Genomic DNA, 23,890 nt, shown 5'->3' with positions numbered 1-23,890 from the left:
TACTTTCAGCGAGCGCCTCCATAACCGGATGCGCCCTGGCCCACTGTGAATTACCTATTTTCTGGATGACCCTTTATAAAAGAGGGCCGTATACAAAAGATACGGCCCTATTAATAAAACGTTTTATTGTAATTGTAGAGTAGACCTGGGGAATTTCACCCCAATCCCCTCATAGATCCGTACGTGATACTCTCGCATCATACGGCTCTTATTATCTAATGCACTTGAGACTAACATTGTCTCTTCGTGTTTTGCCTAACCTCTTTGATACCTCCTGCGTTTCCGTAGTTTCCCGCCAATTGAATAGGACAGATAATACATCTCCTTCGCTCCATTCTCATTACTCACCAACCCGGATTCTGAGATAAATTCCCGTTGGCATATAAGGCTATCTGACCCGTCGGCACCGCCGACAAATAATTTTTCGGATCTGTAAACGCTCTGGTTGCACTGGCAGCATATACCATTAAATAACCATCCGGTGACCGGTTAATTTTATCATTCGCAGGAACTTTAGCCCCCAGAAAAATATCGGGATTTTTTGAATTATCCAAATACCATCCTTTCTTCCATCGCATCAAATCATCATATCGGAATCCGTCCATCATTAATTCCGTCCTGCGCTCTCTTCTGATCTCCCATTTTAATGATGTCATTTCGTTTCCTGACCCAGCCTTAGCATCATCTGCCTTATCCATTTTAGGATCAACAAATGCGACTCCGTTAACAGCTGTACCTTGTTTTCCTGAAAGTTGTAATGGTGCTACTCCGGCTCTCGCTCTTAAAAGATTTACAGAACGGTCCAGGTCTCCTTGTGTCATCGAATATTCGCCCATCTGGTCCAGTTCCACACAGGCTTCGGCATAATTTAAAAGCACCTCTGGTAAGCCAAACAACGGCGCATCCGTTGAATTATAAGGAGCCAGCTGATTCGGATCCAAAGGTTGTAAAAACTTGGCCGGCCGGTAACCAGTACTTGAGCTAAAGCCGTTCCACAGATGTCCCTGATACATAAGAACCGTATCAATCGTTTCAAGCAGCCGCTTATCCCGGTTTTGTCGCAACGTTGTAATAGAAGAATCCCCCTTATAAAGAGGTGAAAGCGAAATAGGCAGACCATCACTAGCAAGATAGCTTTCCACAGCATTCTTTGTTAAGCCGCTCATAGTTGTGGAACTGTTTGTATAGCCAATAACCGAATGCGTTAAAAAACCCGGTGCATATTGTTTGAACATAATTACCTGTTTGTTTGTGCTAAGGTCCAGGGAATTGTAAGTGGTTTGATAATCAGCATTAAGAGAATATCCTGCAGTCATCAATTCATTAGCAGCATCTTTTGCAGCTTTAAGATAGGTTGCAGCGTTGGGAAGGTTTAATTCTGTATGATACTTCCGGTAGGTACCTTCAAATAAAGCGACACGAGACAAAAATGCCCGTGCGATATTTTTATTTACTGTGTTAGAAAGGTCGGCATCCCTCAGATTTGCCACTGCATAATTCAGGTCGGCAAGTACACTATCCATTACCAGCGCTCTGGGATCACGCGGTTTATAAATCAAAGTAGTATCCGGGAGATCCAGGGATTTATTAATAAAGGGTACGTCACCAAATGTTTTAACTAAATTAAAATACGTCATAGCCCTAAAAAACCTGGCAACTCCTTTCCAATGGTTTTTTGCCGCATCGTCAATTGGTACCTGGTCAATTCTTTCAAGCATAATATTTGCCTTACGTACCCAGTAAAAGGTCCATGAGCTATTCGTGGCAGGAGCGTTTGCAACAAAGTTTCTTAGCGCAGAACCATCCTGGTCATCACTAAAATCAGAAAAGTAAAAATCACCTGATGCGCCAGTACCGTAGCCTATAAACAAATTGTAAAACTCCCAGTTATAGGTTCTAAGCGCATTTTCGCTGGTCCAGAAATCAGTATCGCTGAAACTATCCAAAGGCTTTTTGTCAACAAACTTTTTACAACCGGATAGAACAATAAAAGCGCTCAAAATAAAGTAGAATTTATATATGTATTTCATTTTTTGAAAGTTTTATTATTGGAAATTGATTTGTAAACCCACCGAAAATACCCGGGATATAGGCCAGGTCCTGCCTGTAAAGCCTCCGGTAGAACTGGCATCGAAAGCTTCCGGATCAATTGGCAGGTATTTGTCTTTGATAGTAAACAGATTCTCTCCGCTAAAATAAACTCTACACTTTTGAATATGATATCTTCCCAGAAAACTATTTGGAAGCGTGTATCCAACTGTTAGATTTTTTAACCTTGCATAGGCCAGATTTAAAAGATATTTGGTCTGTGGATAAAAGTTGTTCACGCCGGCGCCTAACCCTGCAATTGTTCCGCCGCCGCCATTTCCAACATATGGATTCGGGAAACGGGCATTAGGATTATCGGGAGTCCAGTAGTCAATTTGATTTGCATATAAAATATCAGCACCCTGATATAAAGGGATGACCACATTTCCGGCACCCCAGAGATTTCTTTTACCAACCCCCTGAGCAAACAAATCGATATCAAAATTTTTATATACCGCTCCAAGTCTTAAAGTAAAACTATAACGGGGTTGCGTATTACCGATCACCTTCAGGTCCCCATGATCTGAGGCAGAAGCATTACCCCCATCGATTTTACCATCACCGTTCAGGTCTTTATATTTAATATCACCTGGGCCGAATACGAAATTGCTTGATCCACCTATTAATGCAGCTTGGGAAGGAATGCCGTTTGCGTAAACCAGCTTGCCATTTGCATCTTCTGTAAAATCCGCATTTGTAAAATAGCGGTCGGTTACAAATCCCCAGATATCACCTAAGGTGGCACCCGAATAATAATTACCAATTAACTGCGATGGATTATACCATTTAGTAATTATGGCCTTTTGATCAGCAAATCCTACCGTGGAATAAATTGTAAAATCCTTGCCAACAGGGAAATTACCATTAATGGTTATTTCATAACCACGGGTACGCATGGACCCGTCATTTCTCCTTGGGTTTAAAGCAGCAGAAGTACCATATGTATTGGGCAGCGTAACAGATGTTATCATGTTATCGTTGGTTCTCTGAAACCAATCGAAGGTTAATGTTAATTTATCATCTTTCAGGAAACTCATATCAGTACCAACATCCAGGGTTTGAATTTTCTCCCAGGTTAATGAACTGGGTACCGAAAGTGGCGGTGTTACGCCCTGTACATAGTTTCCGTTATACATCCAGCTGATTTGACTGGCGTACATTTGTGGAATAAAATATTGACCGCCCACATCCTGGTTGCCGATGCTTCCTAAAGAGGCCCGAATTTTCCAGTCGTTTAAAACCGGTTTTGCAAAATCCATAAACTGTTCCTTCCCCAGTGCCCAACCTGCAGAAGCACCTGAGAAAAACGCCCACCGGTCATTTATTGGAAAGGATGAAGATCCGTCATACCGTCCCATTACCTCGAAAAGATATTTACCTTCATAGTCATAATTCAAACGACTAAAATAACCGGCATATGCCCGGTTACCATGACTTCCGGTAGCAAACTGATCACCTGTGGCTAACGGAAGTTCCCCTTTCGTCGGATCAAGTAAATTGCGACGTGATGCTGTAAAACCCAGATTTTCATAACTCTCAGAGTTAATACCGGCCATTCCCTTAAAATGATGCTTTTGCCACCTTTTTTCATAAGTCAGATAAGCATTAAAGGTATTCTGCCCATACCGGTATTGCGAATAGCTAACAACATTTTGAGAGGCGGAAGTTACATCCTGCAGCGGCGCATTGGCACTCCAGAAGTTCCATAACATCACAGGGCCTCCCACTTCATGATTTAATACGTTGTCTTTACCAATAGTGTAATTCAAATCCAGTGTCAGTCCTTTTACTATTTTTAAAGAGGTACTTAAATCAACCCTGCTATAATTGTCTTTTGTATAGGCATCCTGCGCATTTGACATCAAACCGGGTATATTCCGGAAATAGATCCCCTGATAGGTTCCATAAGGCCAGTAAGCTCCCCAGCGCCACATATAATAAAAATAATCCTGATATTGATACGGATAAGTATACTCAAAATTCCTGTACAACATTTTCAGGCCGACAGTCCACCATTTGGTAACATCAACATTTACCCCGCCGGTAATATTGTATTTTTTAATAGCATCCGGGTTTACTTTCAGCATTCCTCCCTGATAGTTATAAGCGCCCGAAAGATAGTAGGTTACCCTGTCAGACCCACCCATTATACTCAACGCCTGGTTAGTCTGAGGCATTGATCGAAACATAATCTTATCTACATCCCAGACTTTATAAAAATAAGGTTGACCATTAATAATATCAAAGTCTTCGCCCTTTTTCATTTCCAGGCCTGTGTTGGTAGCCGCATAATTCTTTTGCCAATTTGCAATCCCATCGCGTAGTTGATCCAGTTGCATTCCAAAAAGTTCAGGAGAGGTTGTCCCCGCTCTTTTTGAGCCCAGAATAATTCCATCTAATTCCTTTACCGGGTCAGCAAATTCAGGCATTCCCTGCGCTTTAGCCCATGAATAGTTTCCATTATAACTGACAAGAGGCGCTATATTACGACGTCCCTGTTTTAACTTGATCAAAACAACGCCAAATGCTGCGCGCGCTCCGTATATGGATGCCGAAGTAGCGTCTTTTAATACAGAAATACTTTCTATATCGTAAGGATTTATAATGCTCAGGTCAGGAGTTTCAATATTATCCACAAGTATTAGCGGCTTATTGGATCCATTCACGGATCCCAAACCTCTGATGTTAATGGTTGGACTGGTGGTTAAACCGCCATTGGCATAATTAATGTTCAGTCCCGGAACCGTACCTTGCAATGCTCTTATCGGATCTGCCAACGGACGGCTTCCGAATGTCTTTTGAACATCTACAGTAGCAATAGCATTTGTCAGGTCGCTTTTCTTCTGTGTTCCATATCCAACAATGACTACTTCGTCCATTGAATTCGCCAGCGCTTCCAGAATAACGTTTACTGTATCCATATCAGTAACGGCGATATTTTTTGTCTTGTAGCTAACTGAACTAAACTCCAGCGTTTGGCCAGGTGCAGCCTTAATAAAATACTTACCATTTTCGTCAGTGGTAGTGGCTGTAGCATTCTCCTTTACCAGCACTGTTACTCCTTCAATTGGTGTATTGGCTGTCGTAAAAACGGTTCCTGTAATCGTTTTGTCCTGGGCCCATAGCCTTGTTGTTGCCATACCCGACAATACCAAAAAGAGTACAGAAAAAATGATTGATTTTCTCATGATTTTATTGGTTAAAATTCTTATAAAACAGTCACCCCTGCTTTAACATAGGGTTGCAATAATTTATCGTCCGGACTTAATTCCGTAATTAAATAGTCGATCCGTTTCAATTCGCACACCTGTAAGGCCTCAAAAGAGTTCAGTTTTTCTGCAATGGTAAGGCAAACAGTTTTGGTGGATGCCTCTATCATGGCTCTCTTCAATTCTACCACTTCCCAGTCGTTATCGGTTATCCCGCGCCGCAGGTCGATCGCATTGGTGCCCAATATGCACAAATCCGCATTTACCTCCCTGATCTTCGCAATAGCGCTGGCGCCTACTGTTATTTTTGCATTTTTATTTACCCGGTCTCCTACTACAATTACATTGAGGTTCGGGTGCTGTATGTATGCATTTAAAACCGGAATACTTCCTGTAATAAAGGTGGCTTTTAACTGATGGGGCAAACGTTTGGCCATTTCAAGGATGGTAGTTCCCCCGCTGGTCAGCACATACATATTATCTTTAATCAAACGGATCGCTTTTTCGGCAATCTTTTCTTTTTGCTGCAGCGAATAAACAGGAACCGTATCAAAGTGAATATGATTAAACGAGTTAGATAAAGCTCCACCATGCACCTTGATCAGTTTACCAGCCCGGTCAAGTTCCTCCAAATCCCTGCGTATGGTATCTTCAGACACACCAATATCTTCACAGAGTTTTGTATTGACTACTTTATTATGTATATCAAGCCTGTGTAAAATATATGCCTGTCGCTCTTTCTTTAACACAGCAATTGGTTTAAATGTACTATTGAAGATACGTTAAATATTTTAACAATACCGCAATTTGCCGCAAAAAATTGCAAATGTGGATAACTTTAAAATCAAAATTTGCGTTTTAATGCGACTTTTTACAGGTTTAATGCATAAGAGAAATATTCATCCGGCAGCATATACAGCAACTGGCCTCCCGGAGAAGATCGTCCAAGATAAATTTTGGCAACCAATCAATGAGCCCTTGTTATAAAAGTTTACCCTACCCTTAGATCAAAAAGCTGTCCCCATTACTTTGAGACGGCTTTATTCCGCTGTTTTGCGGATAAAAATTAAAACTATTTACCTGGGGCTGACCAAAAAGTCCCTTTGTCATGCTGAATTTATTTCAGCATCTAAAATGGCATCTGATTGTAAATAGATTCTGAAACAAGTTCAGAACGACAATCTGTTATAAACAGACTTTTTGGTCAGCCTCCAACTATTCATTACTTAAGATATCCGTAATACTCGTCATCAGTGGCGCAATCCCACCAAACAGGCATGCTCCAGATATTCGGATCAGCAGCATGGGGGTTCAAAGCCAGTGTATTTACTGAATTATAATTTATTTCATAAGTTGGTGGCAGCATCCAGCGGCGCATCCAATACCTGACATCAGATGGAGAAGCACCTGTGAGCTGAGCCTGACCAGTAAATAAGGGACCGCGCTGATAACCGGGGTAAACAACGCCAATATCACCCCCATTATCAGCGCTGAAGTTAAACCGGCGCATATCGTTCCAGTTCTCAATACTGCAACCCATGGCAATGAATTTTTGCAACATAATGTCCTGCATGGTAACTGATCCCTGGGCAACTGCAGGGCTCGCCAGATAAGTATTGATAGCAGCAGCATCCATAGGTGCCATATCCGGATTGGTAGCCGTATACCCTTCCGTCTTCCACTGGTTTAACTTGGCCTGCATCATATCCAGGTGCGCTTTAATGCCTTCCTTATATGCCGTTAAAGCATTACCGTTCTCTCCTTTTCGCTTATACACTTCCGCTTTAATAAAGCACATCTCATGATAGGTCAGGATCTCCTGGTCGGAAACCGGGCGCACCTGAAATGAGCCTGTGGAAGCCACAGCGCCGGCATTAAATGCATCAACAGAAGGATACCAGCTTACATCCGTTTCCCCCTGGGCGGCTATACCCGATGTTGCGATAGCACTGCTGCGCATATTTACATAAACCGTATCGCCGGCATAGACGTAATTGGAGCTGTTTATAAATAAAGACCCCTTCGGATAAGTTACCGTTACATCATTTCCGTTAACCGTGAAGGTTTTTCCTGCTTTAGTTATAGTATCAATAAAATGAGAGCGATCTGTTGCATCGGCAATCGTATATTTTATATCTGTATTTGCAGCGGCATAGCTCGCCGTTGCAATAGAAACAGGACCTCCTTTCTGTAAGCGGGTTGCAGGACCATAAGAATCAACGCCTATAGAACGTTTCCAGGTATAAGAAGTTACCTTGCCGTTACCATCTAATTTAATATTAGACATGGCAGCAGGTACAATTTTAGTCATGCGGGGGTCCGTAACGCCGGCGCCGCGCATATTGGTAAGCAGGTTGTAATAGAATTGAGAAATACGGTTGGCACTGCCATAAGCCGCATAATCAAAGTTACCATTGGTTACAACAGGGTCGCCTATCAAATAGTCGGTTACGGTACTGTTGTTTAGACCGGGTCCTACTATATTATCAGCAATAGACTGCGGTCCTTTGGATAAACAGTAAAGAATAGAGTCCGGGTTATATAAATCTGCTTTTTTTGACAGCTTCAACATATAACGGGCTTTTAATCCCCAGCATAATTTTATCCATTTGTTGACATCGCCAGCTGTATTCCACAAATCGCCAGAAGAAAGTGCAGGCGCTCCGGCTTCCTGTGCTTTGCTGAACAGGCTGATGGCTTCATTTAATTTTGCCATACAACCATTAAAAATGGTTTTACCGTCATCAGGCTTAGGGCTTGGGTTTCCTGTTGCGGCCTCTGTGTAGGGCATTTCGCCATATAGATCCAGCATTTCCATAAAGCCCAATGCATGAAACACATCAGCTACTGCCATATAATGATAAGCTCCTTTTTTCTGCGCAGCATTATACATGTCAACCACATTCGAAGACACTGCTACAAACCAGGTTTGATAGGGGGTTGTTGAATTAGCGTTAGAGCACTGCCATGTTGTGCTGAACGTATTGGCACCGGCAGTAGTGCTATAATAAACCCCGGCCTGGCATGCCGTGCGAAAATTGGTAACCCCTGATGAATACTGGTAAAAGTGTTCGATCCAGGGCAGCCGGTTTTCAATCAATACGCTTTGATTATTGGGGTTATCCGGATCGGTGTTCACATCCAGCCATTTTTTACAGGAAGCCAGGCCTGATAACAGTATACAACCGAGTATAATATAATTTAAATTTTTCATCTGTTTATTTTTTTTCATTACTTAAAATGTAAGATTTACCCCGAATGTGAAACTGGCTACTGCAGGTACGCCCAGGTAATCAATACCTGTAGAGCCAGATCCTCCCGTTCCTCCGGCCGCGCTTACCTCGGGATCCATTCCTTTGTAGTTGGTCCATGTGAACAAATTAGTGCCTACAGCTGTTGCAGAGAGATTTTTAATCACTTTTTTATTCTTCAGCATACTGGTAAAGTCATATGTTAACGATAGGGAACGTAGCTTGAGCCAGTTTACAGAAGTAATAAAATTTAGAGAATTGGCCGCATAGTTTTGCCAGTACTGCTGGATCATATAATTACCATTATAGGTTTTCCCGCCAATGGTATAGGTCTTATCAGCTTCATAAGTCTGTGTAAAATCTTCCCCGGTAGCGCTGTTAACCCCGCTTACAGTTACTGACTGGCGGTCGTTCAGCAACGTTTTTTTACTTAACCCGTTTGCGACCATTGCATACTCAGTACCATTATACACATCGCCTCCCTTACGGATGTCAAGAAGGAATGACAGCATAAACTTTTTGTATCGAAACGTATTATTAAAACCGCCGATGAAATCAGGCTCGCGGTTGCCGACAACAGGATTAGTAGTGTTCAGCTTATACAACCCGGTCGTAGGGTCAACCTGGTAACGCCCATTCGGAATTTCTTTCCCATCTGCATCGACTTCACGCAGGTAAGGCTGACCGGTCATTCCCAGGAAAAAGCCTCCGTTGGGAATAGACGCTGCTTTCACCGTTCCGAACTGGGCATCGGTGGGATAAAAATAGGCAATGCCCGGGATGAAAGCACCTAACCGGCCTTTGTTATAGGAAAAATTCAGCACTGTTTCCCATCCGAAGTCTTCTTGGGCTATCGGTTTGGCGGTAAGTGCTATTTCCATACCCTTGTTAATGACAGAACCCGAATTGAGAGTACTGAAAATAAATCCGCCGGATTGGGCTAAACGTGGTTGCCCGATCTGATTCTCTGTCTGACTATGATAGTAGGTATAATCCAGCCCAATACGACCCTGCAGGAACCGGAACTCGCCCCCTACTTCCCAGGAAGATTGAATTTCAGGTTTCAAAACAGGATTACCGGCAGCCCACTGATTTCCTACTGCGATAAAAGAACCAATGGTATAAGGGGGATTTACATATGTATTGGTAGCATAGGCATTGGCATCTTTACCTACCTGTGCCCAGCTTGCCCGGACCTTTCCGAAGGAAAGAACATTGTTCTTGGGCAGCAATTCCGTAAATACAAAAGAGCCGCTAAGAGAAGGATAAAAATAAGACCGGTTCTCAACAGGTAATGTAGATGACCAGTCATTACGGCCTGTTGCAGTAAGAAATGCAATGCTTTTATAAGATACGCCAATTTCTCCATAAGCACCTACCAACCGTTTCCTGGTTGTTACATCCGTAAAAAATTTATTGGTCGTGGCAATATTATTAAAGCTGATAGTGCCTGCTGTTACAAAGTCGTATCCCCAATGATTCTGGTTGGACGATTCCGTACTTTCAGAAGTGGTTCCCAGCATCAGGTGCGTATCAAAACCGCCGAATGTTTTATGGAAATTGCTCATTACAGTAGTAGTAATGTAGGTGTAGTCAAACAGGTCTTTGCTCAGACGCCCGTTTTGATACAGAGGAGCAACGGCCGAACCGGGGGCAATATACGTATAATCATTCGTTGCATACTGATCGTAACCCAAACGGGCAATAAAGTCCCACCAGTCTGCAATCTTATAATTGGCATTGATGCCTCCGGTAAAGCGTTTTGTCTGTGATGTCAATTTATCCATATTAATGATCCAGTAAGGGTTGTCTCTGTCGTTTTCTAAAGCAAGCGTTCCGCCAAATATTCGATGTTGTGTCCCGTCGGGATTGATATAATTGGTTATATCAAATGTCTGGGGCCAGCCGTATAAAGCCTGCATACTCCCTACCCCATTATATCCTCCGCCAGACCATAATCCTGCAGTAGTCAAGGTTCTGTCAGTATTAGCAACAGAATAGGCAACATTGGCATTCAACGTCAAACGTCCGTATTTTTGTTCGCCGTTAAACCGGAAAGTCGTTTTATCATATCCTGTATTGGGAACGATACCTGTTTGATTATAATTAGATCCTGATAAATAAAAAGAGCCGTTTTTGGTGCCGCCTGCTACGTTTACGTTATTGTCATATACAACGCCATTTTGAAAGAAATTACCGATATTATCATATATCGTGCTGTCGGCCGGAATTTTCATCCCCCAGGAGTTATAGCTGTCATCACTAAAAACACCATTACTGGCATAAGAGCCATTACCAAATTCGGTTTGTGGCTGAGGCAGCTTATTGGCCCATGAAGTGCTTATTTTGCTATTCACACTAACCGTTACCCGGCCTTCTGCTCCTTTCTTTGTGGTAATGATTACAACACCATCAGCTGCCCGTGATCCGTACAATGCCGCTGCCGCAGCTCCTTTCAATACCGAAAGACTTGCTATATCTTCAGGATTAATATCCATAACACGGTTTGAATAGGTTGTGTTACTGCGCGATAAACCATCGGTACCTGTATTACCGGTAACCGTTGTGGAGTTATCATAGATAATACCATCAATAACAAATAACGGCTGATTTTGCCGGCCTTCTGATGTGGAATTACCACCACGGATGGTTATAGATGCGCCGGCACCGGCTGAACCACTGAATTGCGTAATGTTTACGCCCGGAACTTTACCTGCTAAAGAATTAACGACGTTTGTATTTTTATTTTTCATTAATTCCTGTGCATCCAGTTCAGTAACAGAATAGCCTAATGCTTTTCGTTCTTTTTTAATACCCATGGCCGTAACCACTACATCGCTTAGCTGGCCGGATTCTCCTTTTGACAGGTGTACCTCCATCCCGGCCGAGGCTTTTACTTTTTGGGTAAAATAACCCACATAGCTAAATTCCAGTAACGTGCCTTCATTGGCACTAATGGTGAATTTGCCATTATTGTCCGTGACAGTTGCCCGGGTTGTTCCGCTTACTGCAACGGTTACTCCTTCCAGCGGTGCACCATCGTCTGAAAGTACCGTTCCGCTAATGGGAACCCTTTGAGCCATCAGGTTGTTTGAAATCATGTAAAGCATCGCCAACATGATCAAACTAAAAAGCTTCCATTTTCTCATACTTTTACTTTTTGTTTTTTTATAAAAATTTATATAGCCGTTATACCTGTTTGTGTAGGCTCAGCCTTGCATCTGCAGGTTGAAGTCTGGTCATTCAAATACTGATCCTTCCTAAAATGCCTGTTTTTAAATAATTATAAAACCGCAACCCCTGCCTTCACATAGGGTTGCAATAATTTATCTGTTGGATCTAATTCCGTAATTAAATAGTCAATCCGTTTCAATTCGCATACCTGCAAGGCCTCAAAAGAATTCAGTTTTTCCGCAATGGTCAGGCAGACAGTTTTGGCAGATGCTGCGATCATAGCTTTTTTCAGTTCCACTACTTCCCAGTCACTGTCTGTTATTCCTCTTTGCAGATCAATAGCATTGGTACCCAGCAGGCACAGGTCGGCATTAACTTCCTTTATTTTTTCAATAGCACTGGCACCTACAGTAATCTTCGATTCCTTGTTGACACGGTCTCCAACAACAATTACATTAATATTGGGATGCGCTATATAGGCGTTTAATGCCGGTATGCTACCTGTAATAAAAGTAGCCCTGAGCTGGGGCGGTAAATGCCGCGCCATTTCAAGGATCGTAGTACCGCCGCTGGTCAGTACATACATATTTTCTTTTATCAGACCTATTGCTTTTTCTGCTATAATGGCTTTCTGCCCCTGCGAATAAACAGTACGGGAATTAAAGTGCACTTCGTTAAATGCAAGCGATAAGGCACCACCATGCACTTTTATCAGTTTTCCTGCGCCGGCAAGCTCCTGAAGATCTCTGCGCACTGTATCTTCAGATACCTTCATATCCTCACAAAGACTGGCGCTCAAAACTTTGTTGTGAAGATTCAAACGATGAAGAATATATGCCTGCCGTTCCTTCTTTAACAAGTATTGTTAATTTAAACTTATAAATCTGTTAATCGTTTACTAAAGATAAGTTATAAACCTGCAAAAAAATGCAAAATCACAAAAAAACTTGCAAAAAATATTTAAAACCCGCAACTATTAATTGATCCGGATCCATTCCCGGTTTGTAAAAATTTATATACATTTGAGATAGAAAGTTGCATAAACAACTAATTTATTAAAGGTCATAAATAATTTACCATGCAGGAAGCATATATTGTTGCCGGCTATCGCACAGCAGTCGGAAAAGCAAAGAAGGGCAGTTTTCGTTTTTACCGGCCGGATGACCTGGCAATTACCGTTATTAAAGGCTTAATGGCCTCCCTTCCACAAATAGAAGCCCGCCAGGTGGACGATGTTCTGGTGGGAAACGCCGTACCGGAAGCAGAACAGGGCTTGCAGGTGGGGCGCATCATCGCCGCAAGAGCATTGGGCATTGAAGTACCCGGGGCTACTATAAACCGTTATTGCGCTTCAGGGCTTGAAACCATTGCCATGGCAACCGCCAAGATCCGGTCCGGACAGGCAGATTGCATTATTGCAGGCGGCACAGAAAGCATGAGCATGGTACCGGCCTCCGGATGGAAAACGGTTCCTTCTTACAATATTGCAAATGACGACCCTGATTATTATCTGAACATGGGTCTCACCGCAGAAGCCGTTTCCAAAGAATTTAATATCAGTCGTGAAGCTGCAGATGCCTTTAGCCTGAGCTCTCATCAGAAAGCCATCAATGCTATTAAAAACGGTTATTTTAAAGAAGGGATCTTACCCGTTGAAGTGGAAGAAGTTTATGCAGATGAAAAAGGCTGGCGTCAGGTAAAAAATTTCATAGTAGATACAGATGAAGGGCCGCGCACAGATACCTCAATGGAAGCCCTTCAAAAATTAAAGCCCGTATTTGCTGCCAATGGGGTTGTAACTGCCGGCAACTCTTCACAAACCAGTGACGGAGCCGCTTTTGTAATAGTAATGGGCGAAAAAATGATGAAGGAGCTGCAATTGAAACCCATCGGAAGGCTGGTGGCCAGCGCTGTTGCCGGCGTGCATCCGCGTATTATGGGCATTGGCCCGGTAAAGGCGATTCCCAAAGCACTGGACCGTGCAGGAATGTCACTAAACGATATAGATCTGATTGAGTTAAACGAGGCATTTGCCGCACAATCACTTGCCGTAATTCAGGAAGCAGCACTGGACCCTGATAAAGTAAACATCAATGGCGGGGCCATTGCATTAGGCCACCCCCTGGGTTGTACAGGTTGTAAATTGACCATTCAACTATTGGGTGATCTAAAGCGGCTGAATAAAAAATATGGTATGGTAACTGCCTGTGTTGGCGGCGGACAGGGCATTGCAGGCATCATTGAACGTCTGTAAACCCGCCCAGGCAACGGGTATGGGTGACCAGGGAATGGGCCATCAGGAACCAGGCCATCATCTTCTTATTTGTGAGCGGTCCGTCGTTTATGGCAAACAGGTCGTTAGGGCGCAGTTGTATCTTACCGGATCATGCAGCCATCCCCTTGGGCAATAGATTTCCAACTGATTGCACCTGCGTATTCTGCAGGCCCTATTTTCCCAATAATTAACGCAGCTCATTTTACGGCTGATTAAAGATTGAAGACTCAATCCTCAAACCCCTTTCTTATTTCCAAACATTCTGCTTTTGTTAACAACTTTTAGCCGTTAAATTGCTTCTTATTTTTAAATTTTTTATATCCACAAAATCCGTTTTTATGAAACTTAAATTATTGATAGGTATGCTGGTATTGGCTATTGCTTTTAGCGCCCAGCCAGCAAACGCACAAAAAAAGGACTGGGGGCGGTATGAAAAACATGACCACAGAGAGGGCTCCCACCATAACCGGGATAACAGGTACAGCTATTACCGGGGAGGTGATGACCAGGAAAGGGACCGTAGATATCACCATAACTATGGCAATTATGGCTATTACAGAAAAATGCCCCCGGGTCAGGTAAAAAAATACTACAGGAGCCGTTATTATTACTCTGGTAATGGTTACTATTATACTCGACCCTACCGGCCTTACCCGCGGGGAGGCGTTTTAACAATTGCGGTAGGAGTGCCTTTAGGCTTTTAATTTTCAAACCACACAATTGTTTAAACATAAATTAAGCAGCAATGATGCTGCACCTAAAAAATCCGGTTTACAGCCGGATTTTTGCTATACCTGCAGGTATACAGTTCCTGGCATTACTTGCGTAGCTTTTGATTGCCTGAAATCAGTAACTTGCAAACCATAATTTAAAGTTCCTATTTGTAATTTTTTGTAACCCAATATGGCGAAGCCTTTCACAAAAACGCTCAGCTTAGTAAATATTGTCCGGCAGCTTTGGCCCTTTGTAAGGCCCTACCGTTCTATGGTGTTAGGCACACTGACGCTTACGCTAATTGGTTCGCTGGCTGCACAGGTAAATCCGCTTATTTTAAAATATACAGTAGACCATGTAGATGCGCTTTTACAACAAAGTAACCCTATGCAGGAGGGTACGCGGTTGCTGCTGCTGATCTCGGTTGTTCTTTTTGCAAAGGAGATTGTCAATATCTTTATCCAGTTCGGGCAGAAATATTATGGGGAAAAGATCCGCATCAATGTAAGCAACAGCCTTTCGGAGGTTGCTATTCACCGCATCCTTTCTTATGGAATGGGCTTTTATGCAGCACCCGAAAATCAATCCGGACGGCTGCAGACAAGGATCGACCGGGGCGTGGAAAGTCTTACCAAGCTGGTACAGAATTTCTTTATTGATATTCTTCCGTTGTTCTCGAATGCCATCCTGGCGCTGATCATTATGTACATGGCCAATATATACGTTGGCCTGGTTGCCACCATTATTTTACCCGCCTACTTTTATGTAAGCAGCCGTCAGGCAAAAAAACTGCAGGGAGTGCGCCGCCAGCTCAGGAAAGGGCGGGAAAACAAAAATAACGGTCTTTTAAACCTGATCGATTCTATTACCGTTATCAAAAGCTTTGTACGCGAATCTTACGAAGAAAAAAAACAGCTGGAAATACAGGAGCAGCTTACACAGGACCAGTTATACACGCGTAAGACCAACTTTCGTTATGATGGTGTAAAATCATTTATAGAGCAGATCGGTGTAGTGCTGATCATTATCCTTACCACCTATCTTGTATTGAACCATCAGATAAGCATTGGCGCCATCATGCTGCACATTATGCTCTTCAATAATGTATCAGCCCCGATTCGCCAGTTGCACAGGATCTATGATGATGTTAACGACTCGCTGATCTATGCAGAAGCTTTTTTCCAGATACTGGATGCCGCAGAAGAAGCAGAGCAATCAGGCACTTACCGGGAAGCCGTCACAAAAGGCAACTTTGAAATGCAGCACGTCAGTTTTACCTATCCGAATGGCACACAGGCCTTGCATGATGTCAGCTTAAAAATAACAGGCGGCAAAACGACGGCCTTAGTAGGCTTGAGCGGGGCAGGGAAAAGTACCATCCTTAGCCTGCTGAATAAATTCTATTCGCCGGATAATGGCAGCATTCTGCTGGATGGGGTTGACCTGAATGAATATGACAACCAGTTATTAAGAGATGAAATCGGTTTGGTGCTGCAGAAAAATCACATTTTTAAGGGATCAGTTGAAGACAACATCCGCTACGGGAAAATAAATGCTACGGAAAATGAGATCATTACAGCTGCAAAAAAGGCGTACCTGCACGATCAGATCATGGAATTGCCGTTACAATATAAAAGTGATGCACAGTTATTGAGCGGCGGCCAACAGCAGCGCATTGCAATTGCCCGCTTATTCCTGAAAGATCCGCCAATCATTTTTTTAGACGAGCCAACCGCCAGTTTAGATGCTATTGCTACGGAGCAGATCAAAAACAGTCTTGACGCCATAAAGAAAAACCGCACAGTCGTAATTATTTCCCATTCTATTTCCCAAATTGTAGACGCAGACAGGATCTACGTACTGAAACAGGGCAAAGTAGTGGAGCAGGGCACCCATGAAGAATTGGTTGAAAAAGCAGGCCCGTATAAAGAGATCTTTGATGCAGCAGCCAGAAGCCTGAACCTGGCGCGTATTGCCCAGTCTATCAGTTAAAGTTTTTTATTTTTGTTAACACCCGCCTGCATTCCTTTCAACGTCTAATAAGTGATAACTTTTAATCCGTTACCTAAAATGAATTTATTATGAAAATGAAGTTGTTTTTACTGCTGCTGGCGTTGTTGGGATTGGGCGCTGTTCAGGCAAATGCGCAAAATTATCGGCATGAAAAACGTTATTACAGCAGGTATCATCACCGGCATTACAGGCCTGTGAGAGTGGTGTATTACCCGGTGTCCTATAGAACTACGTATTATTATCACCGGCACTATTATCCGGGGCACCGGTATTATGTAACCCATTATCGCCACTTACCTCCTGGTCATGCTAAAAAATATTATGGCCACAGGTCAGCAAAAGCTTTTGCACCGGGGCATCACAGACGGGGAAAATATTAAAAAAGGGTTTAAAAAAGCGCTAAATTCACTCCCTGACAGGCGACTTCAAAATTGATATAAAGTTTTGGTTTAACTTTACAGGTACAAAAAATCCAAATTTCAAAATGAAAACCTCAATATTTAAAAAATCAAAGGCTGCAGTACTGGGGCTTGTTGCACTGGTGGTGATTGGTTTCAGTTCCTGTGCAGACGCATATTATCCGGCCAACGACGGGTATTACTATGATGATTATGGTTATTACCCGGGATATTACGGTTACGGGTATTGGCCGGGTTATTATGGTTACTATGGTGGCATTTATAATAATTATTATTATCGGAATGGTCACTATTACAGGCGACCTGCTGGTCGTTATGGCCGAAATGATTCGAGAGCCCGGGCAAACGCAGCACGCAACCAGGGCCGCGCCAATGCAAACGCTTACAGGAACTACAGTAACAGCCGCTCTAACGCAAATACTTACAGGAACGGTAATAACGGTCGTTCCAATGCTAATATGCAAAGAATGCAGTCTGCTCCTCAAAGAATACAGTCAGCACCACAACGTTCATACAGCGCCCCGATGCGCAGCAGTGGCGGATTCAGCGGTGGACGTGGCGGTGGCGGGCGCAGATAATGATAATGCACGCTTATAAAGCATATTCTAAAGCTGCAGGCTATATAGGTGTCTGCAGCTTTTATTTTGCACAATGTAGTTCTCATACATTGCAATCCAGTCTTTTCCAGTAATCTTTTTTGAAAGCTCGCCGATCAGTCCAAACGGAATTGTTTTAGGGTTTTTAAACCGGATGCAGCTCTTGCCCATATCCGTTTTTTTTGAAAAAAGCTTTATAACCCGGCAATAAACCATTCCATAAGCGGCTCATTTATATACAGCCCCATATGGTAAACTGCTATAAAGTTCTTTTGAGCCGCTATGCTTATAAATGGCACCCGCAAATCAGGCACACAGTAATAGCCTCCGGGATAAAGGGTATGCGGTACCACATACCCGATCATACCATAATTCATTACTTCCCGCAGCCCTTCAGGTATTCGGCTATTGTTTTGGTTTTAGACTGCCCAGGAAAGTTTTAGCATTATTTTATCATTTTCCATATATCCCAATACTACACTTTTAAAAGATATTATCGTCAAATTATTATAAATAAAAACTATGAACAAGAATGTTATAAAATTCGGTATGTTTTTGTTGGGTATCCTGCTTTTGCTGGCAACCGACAGCTTTGCGCAATACCGCAGGTATGTTCATGCGCCAAGACCCCGCTATCATCATTACAGACCGGCACCAAGAGTATCTGTTGGTGTGGGCATTGGTGGTTACTGGGGCCCCAGGCCGTATTACAGATACAGGTACCGCCCAGGTTTTTCTGTAGGTGTAGGGTTCCCTGCCGTAGGTGCATTCTTTTATTCACTGCCGGTTGGGTATACCCGGTTTTATTTTGGAGGCGTTCCGTATTATTATTACGACAATACCTACTATGTGCACAATGATAAAGGTTATGAAGTGGTAGCGCCACCTTTAGGAGGAACATTGGATCAGTTGCCCAGGGGGCACGCCTGGTAAAAATTAACGGGCAGAATTATTATGAGTTTGATGGCACTTATTTTTCTGCTGATGTAACCAATGACGGACACAAATACTATGTGGTGGTAGGCACTAATGGGGAGCTGAATGTTGATGAGGCCGAAAAAGCCCGGGCTGAGGCATCCGAAAATATTGAAAATGAACAGGATAACAACGAAGACAATACTAACTACCAGCAGGCTCCCGCAAATAACTCCTATAACAATAATATTAACGGAGATGATCAGCCAACAGAAGTTACCGGTAATGATAATAATGCCGTATATGATAACAGGCCACAGATAGGTGATCAGTTTGATCAATTACCTAAAAACAGCAAATCTATAACTGTTGACGGGAAAAGACAGTACGTATCGCCGGCAGGAACTTATTACAAACCCGTTATCGTGGATGGCAGAACTGTTTACGAAGTAACAAAGGGTAATAATTAGCAGGTGACCCTTCTAAAAACAAAAGCGGCTGGCTACCGGCCGCTTTTTTTATGATTCTTTTGGAGCCATCTGTAAATAACTTTGACTATGAAAAATCAGTTGCTGAAAATAAAGATCTTTTTGGCTATTGCCGGCTTGCTGCTATGTGCTCCGGCTATTTACCTGAATGCCCAGGAAGGCAATTCCGTATTATGGCGGATCAGCGGTAATCATTTGCCCGCACCCTCCTATTTACTGGGCACCATGCATGTGCTGTGCGCATCAGATTTTGAAATAAAACCCAAGGTCAGGGCTGTAATGCAACTGGTAAAGACTATAACATTTGAAGCAGATGTCAATAATACAGAAGGATCCGAAAAGCTGCTGGATCTGATGAAACCGGTACCCGGTATACTGGATACGCTGAACGCAGAAAAAATGCACATCCTGGACAGCCTGTTTAAAGAAAACAGGCTTACAGCGGAAGCGTTGAAATTTGTCTCTCCCTTTGGACTTATGTCCATGCTGACCATAAAAACGATCGATTGTTCCGGCGGCGGAAATGTAAAAATGATGGAACAGGAACTATATAATATGGCATTGGCCAATTCATTAAAACTGGATCACCTGGAATCAGTCGATTTTCAGATAGGCCTTATAAGATCCATGAACACGATTGATGAATTAATTGGCTCTCTAAAGGAACTGAACAGCTCTGCTGCCTATATGAAACAACTGGTAACCTATTATAAAACTGAACAATTAACGAAGCTGACGGCGTTAATGAATAACCCGGAGTTTATGAATACAGGCCAGGAAATACGATTATTAAAAGAACGGAACAGGAACTGGGTCACCCTGATGCCGGATAAGATGAAAAACAGCCCAACGCTTTTTGCAGTAGGTGCCGGGCATCTGGGCGGCACTGATGGTCTCATCCATTTGCTAAGGGAAAAAGGATATACGGTAACGCCTGTATCCGATTAATCAGGATTTACCGGAACTATAAAACAGGCTGTATCCAAAGTCATTATTGTCATACCGGACTTGATCCGGTATCTAAAAATCACATACGATTATCAATAGATTCTGAAACAAGTTCAGAACGACATTCCGTTGTTAAAGCGACTTTTGATACAGCCCCTTCAAAAATGTGTATGGGGAATACGCAGATCACTACCTCTGTAATACAACCACTTTTGTACTCAATGCCCCTAATTATTGTTTGGATTGCTGCATGGGGTTCGTGCCAAAGCTCTGTCCGCGCACCAGCCCTTGTTTTTGGGAGTAGGCCCTGAATTTTGTAGGTGCAGGCATCGTGTTCCACACGTTATTGGATTCATCGATATCCGCCGTTTCACGCATAGGATCCAGTCGGATAGAAGCTACCTCTTTATCTTTCAGGAACAATTTTTTTACCTGCTGCTCGTTATGTCTCCATATCTGCGCAGGAATACGGTTCGTTTCTTTTGATCCGTCCGTATACGTCCACTCAATAATAATGGGCATTACCATGCCGCCTTTATTTGAAAAGCTGAGTTCATAAAAATATTTTCCCGCCAGCTGCTTTTTTGCTCCCGGTGTAAGCGCCGTAACCGTTTGCGGCAGTTCAAAGCTTACTTTTTTGGTGGAATCATATTTTTCCTGGCCACGGTCATAGCGCCAGTAAAAATCACGCGCTTCTTTATCTGCATCCGTGTAAAAGGTAATGCTCTTGTCTTCCCGGTTACGGATCTTGGAGATATCATCAAAATCATTTAATGCGGGGGGAGTCATCGCTGTGGTTATTTTCCTGGAGCCGGGTACTTTACTATCCAGGTCGGCCTTTGCAAATTTTACAGAGTCCAGTGAAATATCAACGGGATCAATTCCATAGAACCACCCCCGCCAGAACCAGTCCAGATCTTCGCCGCTGGCATCTTCCATTGTCCTGAACAGATCTGCCGGAGTCGGGTGCTTAAAGGCCCAGCGCCGCGCATATTCTTTAAAGGCAAAATCAAAAAGCTCACGCCCCATAATGGTTTCACGCAGGATGTTTAATCCTGTTGCTGGTTTGGCATAGGCATTGGGCCCAAAACGCTCAATATTCTCGGAGTTGGTCATAATCGGTTCCAGCTCATTCTTTGGCAGCTTCATATAATCAACAATCGTCCAGGCCGGGCCCCGTTTGGTGGGGAATTTATTATCCCATAATTCTTCCGTAAGGTATTCCACAAAGGTGTTTAACCCTTCATCCATCCAGGTCCACTGCCGCTCATCGCTGTTAACGATCATCGGGAAGAAGTTGTGGCCTACCTCATGAATAATAACCCCCAGCATACCGTTCTTGGTGGCTTCGCTATACGTGCCATCTTTTTCAGTACGCCCGTAATTGAAACAGATCATGGGGTACTCCATTCCGTTTGCGGCTTCCACGCTTTGTGCCACAGGGTAAGGATAAGGGAAGGTAAAGGAGGAATACGTTTTAATGGTATGCACTACTGCCCGTGTAGAGAACTTACGGTATAAACCATATGCTTCTTTGCCATAATAGCTCATGCACATGATCTTCTTGCCGTTAATAAGCTGGGCCATACCGTCCCAGATAAATTTACGGGAGGAGGTCCATCCAAAGTCGCGGACATTCTCTGCTTTAAAGTGCCAGGTTTTGGTCTGGCTGCTTTGATGCTTTTCAGCCGCTTTGGCTTCTGCCAACGTAACAATTTCAACAGGCTCTTTTGCATTGGATGCCTGTTTGTACCGTTCCAGTTGGGCAGCTGTCAGCACCTGTGGATAGTTCTGGCATTCGCCGGTAGCTCCTACAATATGATCTGCCGGCACTGTTACTTCCACATCAAAATTACCAAAGGTTAAAGCAAATTCTCCCCTGCCGGTAAACTGATGGTTCTGCCAGCCCTGAAAATCACTATATACACATACCCGTGGGTACCACTGTGTCATGGTAAACAGGTAATTGCCGTCTTCCGGAAAATATTCATACCCACCACGGCCGCCATAAGTCATGCGATCGGAAATTTTATAAGACCAGTCTATTTGGAACCGGAAACGCTGACCCGGCTTTAAAGCTTCGGGCAGATCCACCCGCATCATGGTCTTATTGATCGTATAGGGAATTGCCTTGCCGTTCATATCCGTGATCGCCTTTATCTTATGACCATAGCCATTGTCCGGGCCTGCTGCTTCTTCTATACGGGTAACCATTTTATCGGTCATCACTTCCGGCAGGGAAGAGCTGCTCTGATAATTGGCATTATTAACATTGCTGTGCTCATTCTCATCCAGCTGGATCCAGATATACGTTAACAGATCCGGTGAGTTATTAAAATAATTCAGGGTTTCGCTGCCGGTCAGTTGCAGGCCCTTTTCATCCAGTGCTGCTTTAATTACATAATCACAACGCTGCTGCCAGTATTTGGGGCCCGGGGCGCCGCTTGCTGTACGGTATTCATTGGGTGTTGGCAATATAGTGCCCAACTGCTCAAATTTATTTCCGTGATTGCTCTGGGGATTGTTCTGAATGTTCTGTGCCTGTACAGTTACAGCGCAAAAGCAAAAGATAGCCAGATAAAGTTTTTTCATCATGCCAGTTTATGATAATGAAGGTATCCGTTCAACAGCCATTTTGGCGGACAGGATTAATACAATAGCCGAAACCACAAAAATATAGGTTCTCTGCGGAATTCTTATTCCGTTCAGCAGCAATTGAGTAATCAGTAAGATCAGCAGCACAACCACTACCTGGCCTGCTTCCAGCCCTAGGTTGAAGCCAAACAGTCCCATACCCATGGATTGATCGCTTGCCAGCATCATCCGGATTGAATTGGCAAAGCCCAAACCATGGATCAGCCCGAAAAATAAAGCCAGGAAATAATTGGTATTTACTTTTTTTAATTGCTGCCTGCGGATCATATTCCATGAAGCTGTCAGTACAATGGTTACAGGAATCAGGAATTCCACCCAGTCTGATGGAACTCTTACAATGTCAAATACACTCAAAGCCAGCGTAAGCGAATGGCCGATAGTAAAGGCTGTAACCAGGATCAATACCCGTCTCCAGTCTTTGAGCGTATAGATAATGGCCAGTGCCAGTATGAACAGCTGATGATCCAGCGCATCCCGGCTGATGATATGCTTCCATCCCTCAACAAAATAAAATAAAAAACTGTTCATATAACGCGCGTCAATTTTGTGCAGTCCATTATCAAATATAATTTACCATCTTTACACTACTGAATTTAATTTGTACCAATGGTAAAAATGATCAATAAGTGGGTTCCCGGTCTTTTTTTGTTCTTCCTGCTTGCGGCGTTCAGCAAACCGGCCTTCCACCCGTTTCATGTAAGCGCTTCTGAAATAGAATACAATGCAAAAGATAACCGGCTGGAAATAAGCAGTAAGTTGTTTACAGACGATTTTGAGAACGTACTGGCACGCATTTACAAGACCAAAGCCGATTTTAGCGATAAGGCATTCAAACCCCAAATGGACGCCCTGGTTACCCGCTACATTACCACTCATTTAAGCGTGCGGAGCAATGGCAGGATCCTTCCATTGAAGTTTTTCGGGTGGGAAATAGATCATGAAGCCGTATATGTTTATACAATTGCTGATGCCGCCGGCTTTGCCCCCCCGAAAATAACTGTGGAAAATACCATTCTCTATGATCTCTTTGAGGACCAGATGAATATTGTACATTTCATTGTTAACGGAAAAAGAAAAAGCGACAAGCTGAATTACCCGGACAGGAAGCTGCAGTTCAGTTTTTGAGGGTTGAGATTTGAGCTATC

17 protein-coding genes are annotated in these 23,890 nt (G+C 43.2%); 9 read left to right on the top strand and 8 right to left on the bottom strand.

Translation table 11 applies throughout. From position 1 onward, the window contains the following. Positions 1-344 precede the first annotated feature (344 nt). The 6 genes from A8C56_RS02315 to A8C56_RS02285 form a co-directional block, all read right to left on the bottom strand. Positions 345-2,030 (bottom strand): RagB/SusD family nutrient uptake outer membrane protein, encoded by a 1,686-nt coding sequence (locus A8C56_RS02315; protein WP_067751500.1) that lies wholly within the window; start codon positions 2,028-2,030, stop codon positions 345-347. Between the two features lie 15 nt (positions 2,031-2,045). Beyond that, positions 2,046-5,276 (bottom strand): SusC/RagA family TonB-linked outer membrane protein, encoded by a 3,231-nt coding sequence (locus tag A8C56_RS02310; RefSeq protein ID WP_067751497.1) that lies wholly within the window; start codon positions 5,274-5,276, stop codon positions 2,046-2,048. Between the two features lie 20 nt (positions 5,277-5,296). Further along, a complete protein-coding gene (locus tag A8C56_RS02305) occupies positions 5,297-6,046 on the bottom strand; it encodes a DeoR/GlpR family DNA-binding transcription regulator (RefSeq protein ID WP_067751494.1) in 750 nt (249 codons plus the stop codon). A gap of 473 nt (positions 6,047-6,519) precedes the next feature. Further along, complete coding sequence (locus A8C56_RS02295) at positions 6,520-8,511, bottom strand: SusD/RagB family nutrient-binding outer membrane lipoprotein (RefSeq protein WP_067761508.1); 1,992 nt, start codon at positions 8,509-8,511, stop codon at positions 6,520-6,522. Between the two features lie 21 nt (positions 8,512-8,532). Then, positions 8,533-11,697, bottom strand: a complete 3,165-nt coding sequence (locus A8C56_RS02290; protein ID WP_067751488.1) for a SusC/RagA family TonB-linked outer membrane protein — start codon at positions 11,695-11,697, stop codon at positions 8,533-8,535. Positions 11,698-11,831: 134 nt separating this feature from the next. Beyond that, positions 11,832-12,581 (bottom strand): DeoR/GlpR family DNA-binding transcription regulator, encoded by a 750-nt coding sequence (locus tag A8C56_RS02285; protein WP_067751486.1) that lies wholly within the window; start codon positions 12,579-12,581, stop codon positions 11,832-11,834. Between the two features lie 219 nt (positions 12,582-12,800). On the opposite strand from A8C56_RS02285, the gene A8C56_RS02280 reads away from it, so the two are divergent. The 8 genes from A8C56_RS02280 to A8C56_RS02235 all read left to right on the top strand — a co-directional run bounded on the left by A8C56_RS02280 (position 12,801) and on the right by A8C56_RS02235 (position 20,090). Then, positions 12,801-13,976, top strand: a complete 1,176-nt coding sequence (locus A8C56_RS02280; RefSeq protein ID WP_067751483.1) for an acetyl-CoA C-acyltransferase — start codon at positions 12,801-12,803, stop codon at positions 13,974-13,976. Between the two features lie 359 nt (positions 13,977-14,335). Further along, the gene (locus A8C56_RS02275; protein WP_157097836.1) at positions 14,336-14,701 is read left to right on the top strand and encodes a hypothetical protein; all 366 of its coding nucleotides are present in this window, start codon (positions 14,336-14,338) and stop codon (positions 14,699-14,701) included. 199 nt (positions 14,702-14,900) lie between these two features. Further along, positions 14,901-16,703, top strand: a complete 1,803-nt coding sequence (locus tag A8C56_RS02270; RefSeq protein ID WP_179946957.1) for an ABC transporter ATP-binding protein — start codon at positions 14,901-14,903, stop codon at positions 16,701-16,703. An 89-nt stretch (positions 16,704-16,792) separates the two neighbouring features. After that, the gene (locus A8C56_RS02265) at positions 16,793-17,104 is read left to right on the top strand and encodes a hypothetical protein (protein WP_067751477.1); all 312 of its coding nucleotides are present in this window, start codon (positions 16,793-16,795) and stop codon (positions 17,102-17,104) included. Positions 17,105-17,208: 104 nt separating this feature from the next. Then, complete coding sequence (locus tag A8C56_RS02260; RefSeq protein ID WP_067751474.1) at positions 17,209-17,721, top strand: hypothetical protein; 513 nt, start codon at positions 17,209-17,211, stop codon at positions 17,719-17,721. A 540-nt stretch (positions 17,722-18,261) separates the two neighbouring features. Beyond that, on the top strand, positions 18,262-18,672 hold the full coding sequence (locus tag A8C56_RS02245; protein WP_067751466.1) for a DUF6515 family protein: 411 nt from the start codon (positions 18,262-18,264) through the stop codon (positions 18,670-18,672). A gap of 83 nt (positions 18,673-18,755) precedes the next feature. Next, positions 18,756-19,124: a DUF6515 family protein gene (locus tag A8C56_RS02240; protein ID WP_157097835.1), complete on the top strand. Its 369-nt coding sequence runs from the start codon at positions 18,756-18,758 to the stop codon at positions 19,122-19,124. Between the two features lie 87 nt (positions 19,125-19,211). Beyond that, entirely contained in the window at positions 19,212-20,090 is an 879-nt protein-coding gene (locus tag A8C56_RS02235; protein ID WP_084489946.1) for a TraB/GumN family protein, read from the top strand. A gap of 231 nt (positions 20,091-20,321) precedes the next feature. Here the strand turns inward: A8C56_RS02235 and A8C56_RS02230 are convergent, their stop codons facing one another. After that, positions 20,322-22,682: a M1 family metallopeptidase gene (locus A8C56_RS02230; RefSeq protein ID WP_067751459.1), complete on the bottom strand. Its 2,361-nt coding sequence runs from the start codon at positions 22,680-22,682 to the stop codon at positions 20,322-20,324. A 9-nt stretch (positions 22,683-22,691) separates the two neighbouring features. Further along, the gene (locus A8C56_RS02225) at positions 22,692-23,273 is read right to left on the bottom strand and encodes a HupE/UreJ family protein (RefSeq protein ID WP_067751456.1); all 582 of its coding nucleotides are present in this window, start codon (positions 23,271-23,273) and stop codon (positions 22,692-22,694) included. 78 nt (positions 23,274-23,351) lie between these two features. On the opposite strand from A8C56_RS02225, the gene A8C56_RS02220 reads away from it, so the two are divergent. Continuing rightward, positions 23,352-23,870 (top strand): DUF6702 family protein, encoded by a 519-nt coding sequence (locus A8C56_RS02220; protein WP_084489944.1) that lies wholly within the window; start codon positions 23,352-23,354, stop codon positions 23,868-23,870. Positions 23,871-23,890 lie beyond the last annotated feature (20 nt).

The sequence above is a fragment of the Niabella ginsenosidivorans genome, from assembly GCF_001654455.1.
In the GTDB taxonomy this organism is placed as follows: domain Bacteria; phylum Bacteroidota; class Bacteroidia; order Chitinophagales; family Chitinophagaceae; genus Niabella; species Niabella ginsenosidivorans.
Note: the sequence above shows the minus strand (reverse complement) of the source record. Positions and strands in the feature narration are given on the sequence as shown.

Bases quoted from the DNA above. Each gene is read 5' to 3' on its own strand.
- A8C56_RS02270 (WP_179946957.1), top strand. From the start codon at position 14,901: ATGGCGAAGCCTTTCACAAAAACGCTCAGCTTAGTAAATATTGTCCGG.
- A8C56_RS02275 (WP_157097836.1), top strand. From the start codon at position 14,336: ATGAAACTTAAATTATTGATAGGTATGCTGGTATTGGCTATTGCTTTT.
- A8C56_RS02245 (WP_067751466.1), top strand. From the start codon at position 18,262: ATGAACAAGAATGTTATAAAATTCGGTATGTTTTTGTTGGGTATCCTG.
- A8C56_RS02290 (WP_067751488.1), bottom strand. From the start codon at position 11,697: ATGAGAAAATGGAAGCTTTTTAGTTTGATCATGTTGGCGATGCTTTAC.
- A8C56_RS02265 (WP_067751477.1), top strand. From the start codon at position 16,793: ATGAAAATGAAGTTGTTTTTACTGCTGCTGGCGTTGTTGGGATTGGGC.
- A8C56_RS02225 (WP_067751456.1), bottom strand. From the start codon at position 23,273: ATGAACAGTTTTTTATTTTATTTTGTTGAGGGATGGAAGCATATCATC.
- A8C56_RS02230 (WP_067751459.1), bottom strand. From the start codon at position 22,682: ATGAAAAAACTTTATCTGGCTATCTTTTGCTTTTGCGCTGTAACTGTA.
- A8C56_RS02310 (WP_067751497.1), bottom strand. From the start codon at position 5,276: ATGAGAAAATCAATCATTTTTTCTGTACTCTTTTTGGTATTGTCGGGT.
- A8C56_RS02220 (WP_084489944.1), top strand. From the start codon at position 23,352: ATGGTAAAAATGATCAATAAGTGGGTTCCCGGTCTTTTTTTGTTCTTC.
- A8C56_RS02295 (WP_067761508.1), bottom strand. From the start codon at position 8,511: ATGAAAAATTTAAATTATATTATACTCGGTTGTATACTGTTATCAGGC.
- A8C56_RS02260 (WP_067751474.1), top strand. From the start codon at position 17,209: ATGAAAACCTCAATATTTAAAAAATCAAAGGCTGCAGTACTGGGGCTT.
- A8C56_RS02280 (WP_067751483.1), top strand. From the start codon at position 12,801: ATGCAGGAAGCATATATTGTTGCCGGCTATCGCACAGCAGTCGGAAAA.
- A8C56_RS02315 (WP_067751500.1), bottom strand. From the start codon at position 2,030: ATGAAATACATATATAAATTCTACTTTATTTTGAGCGCTTTTATTGTT.
- A8C56_RS02235 (WP_084489946.1), top strand. From the start codon at position 19,212: ATGAAAAATCAGTTGCTGAAAATAAAGATCTTTTTGGCTATTGCCGGC.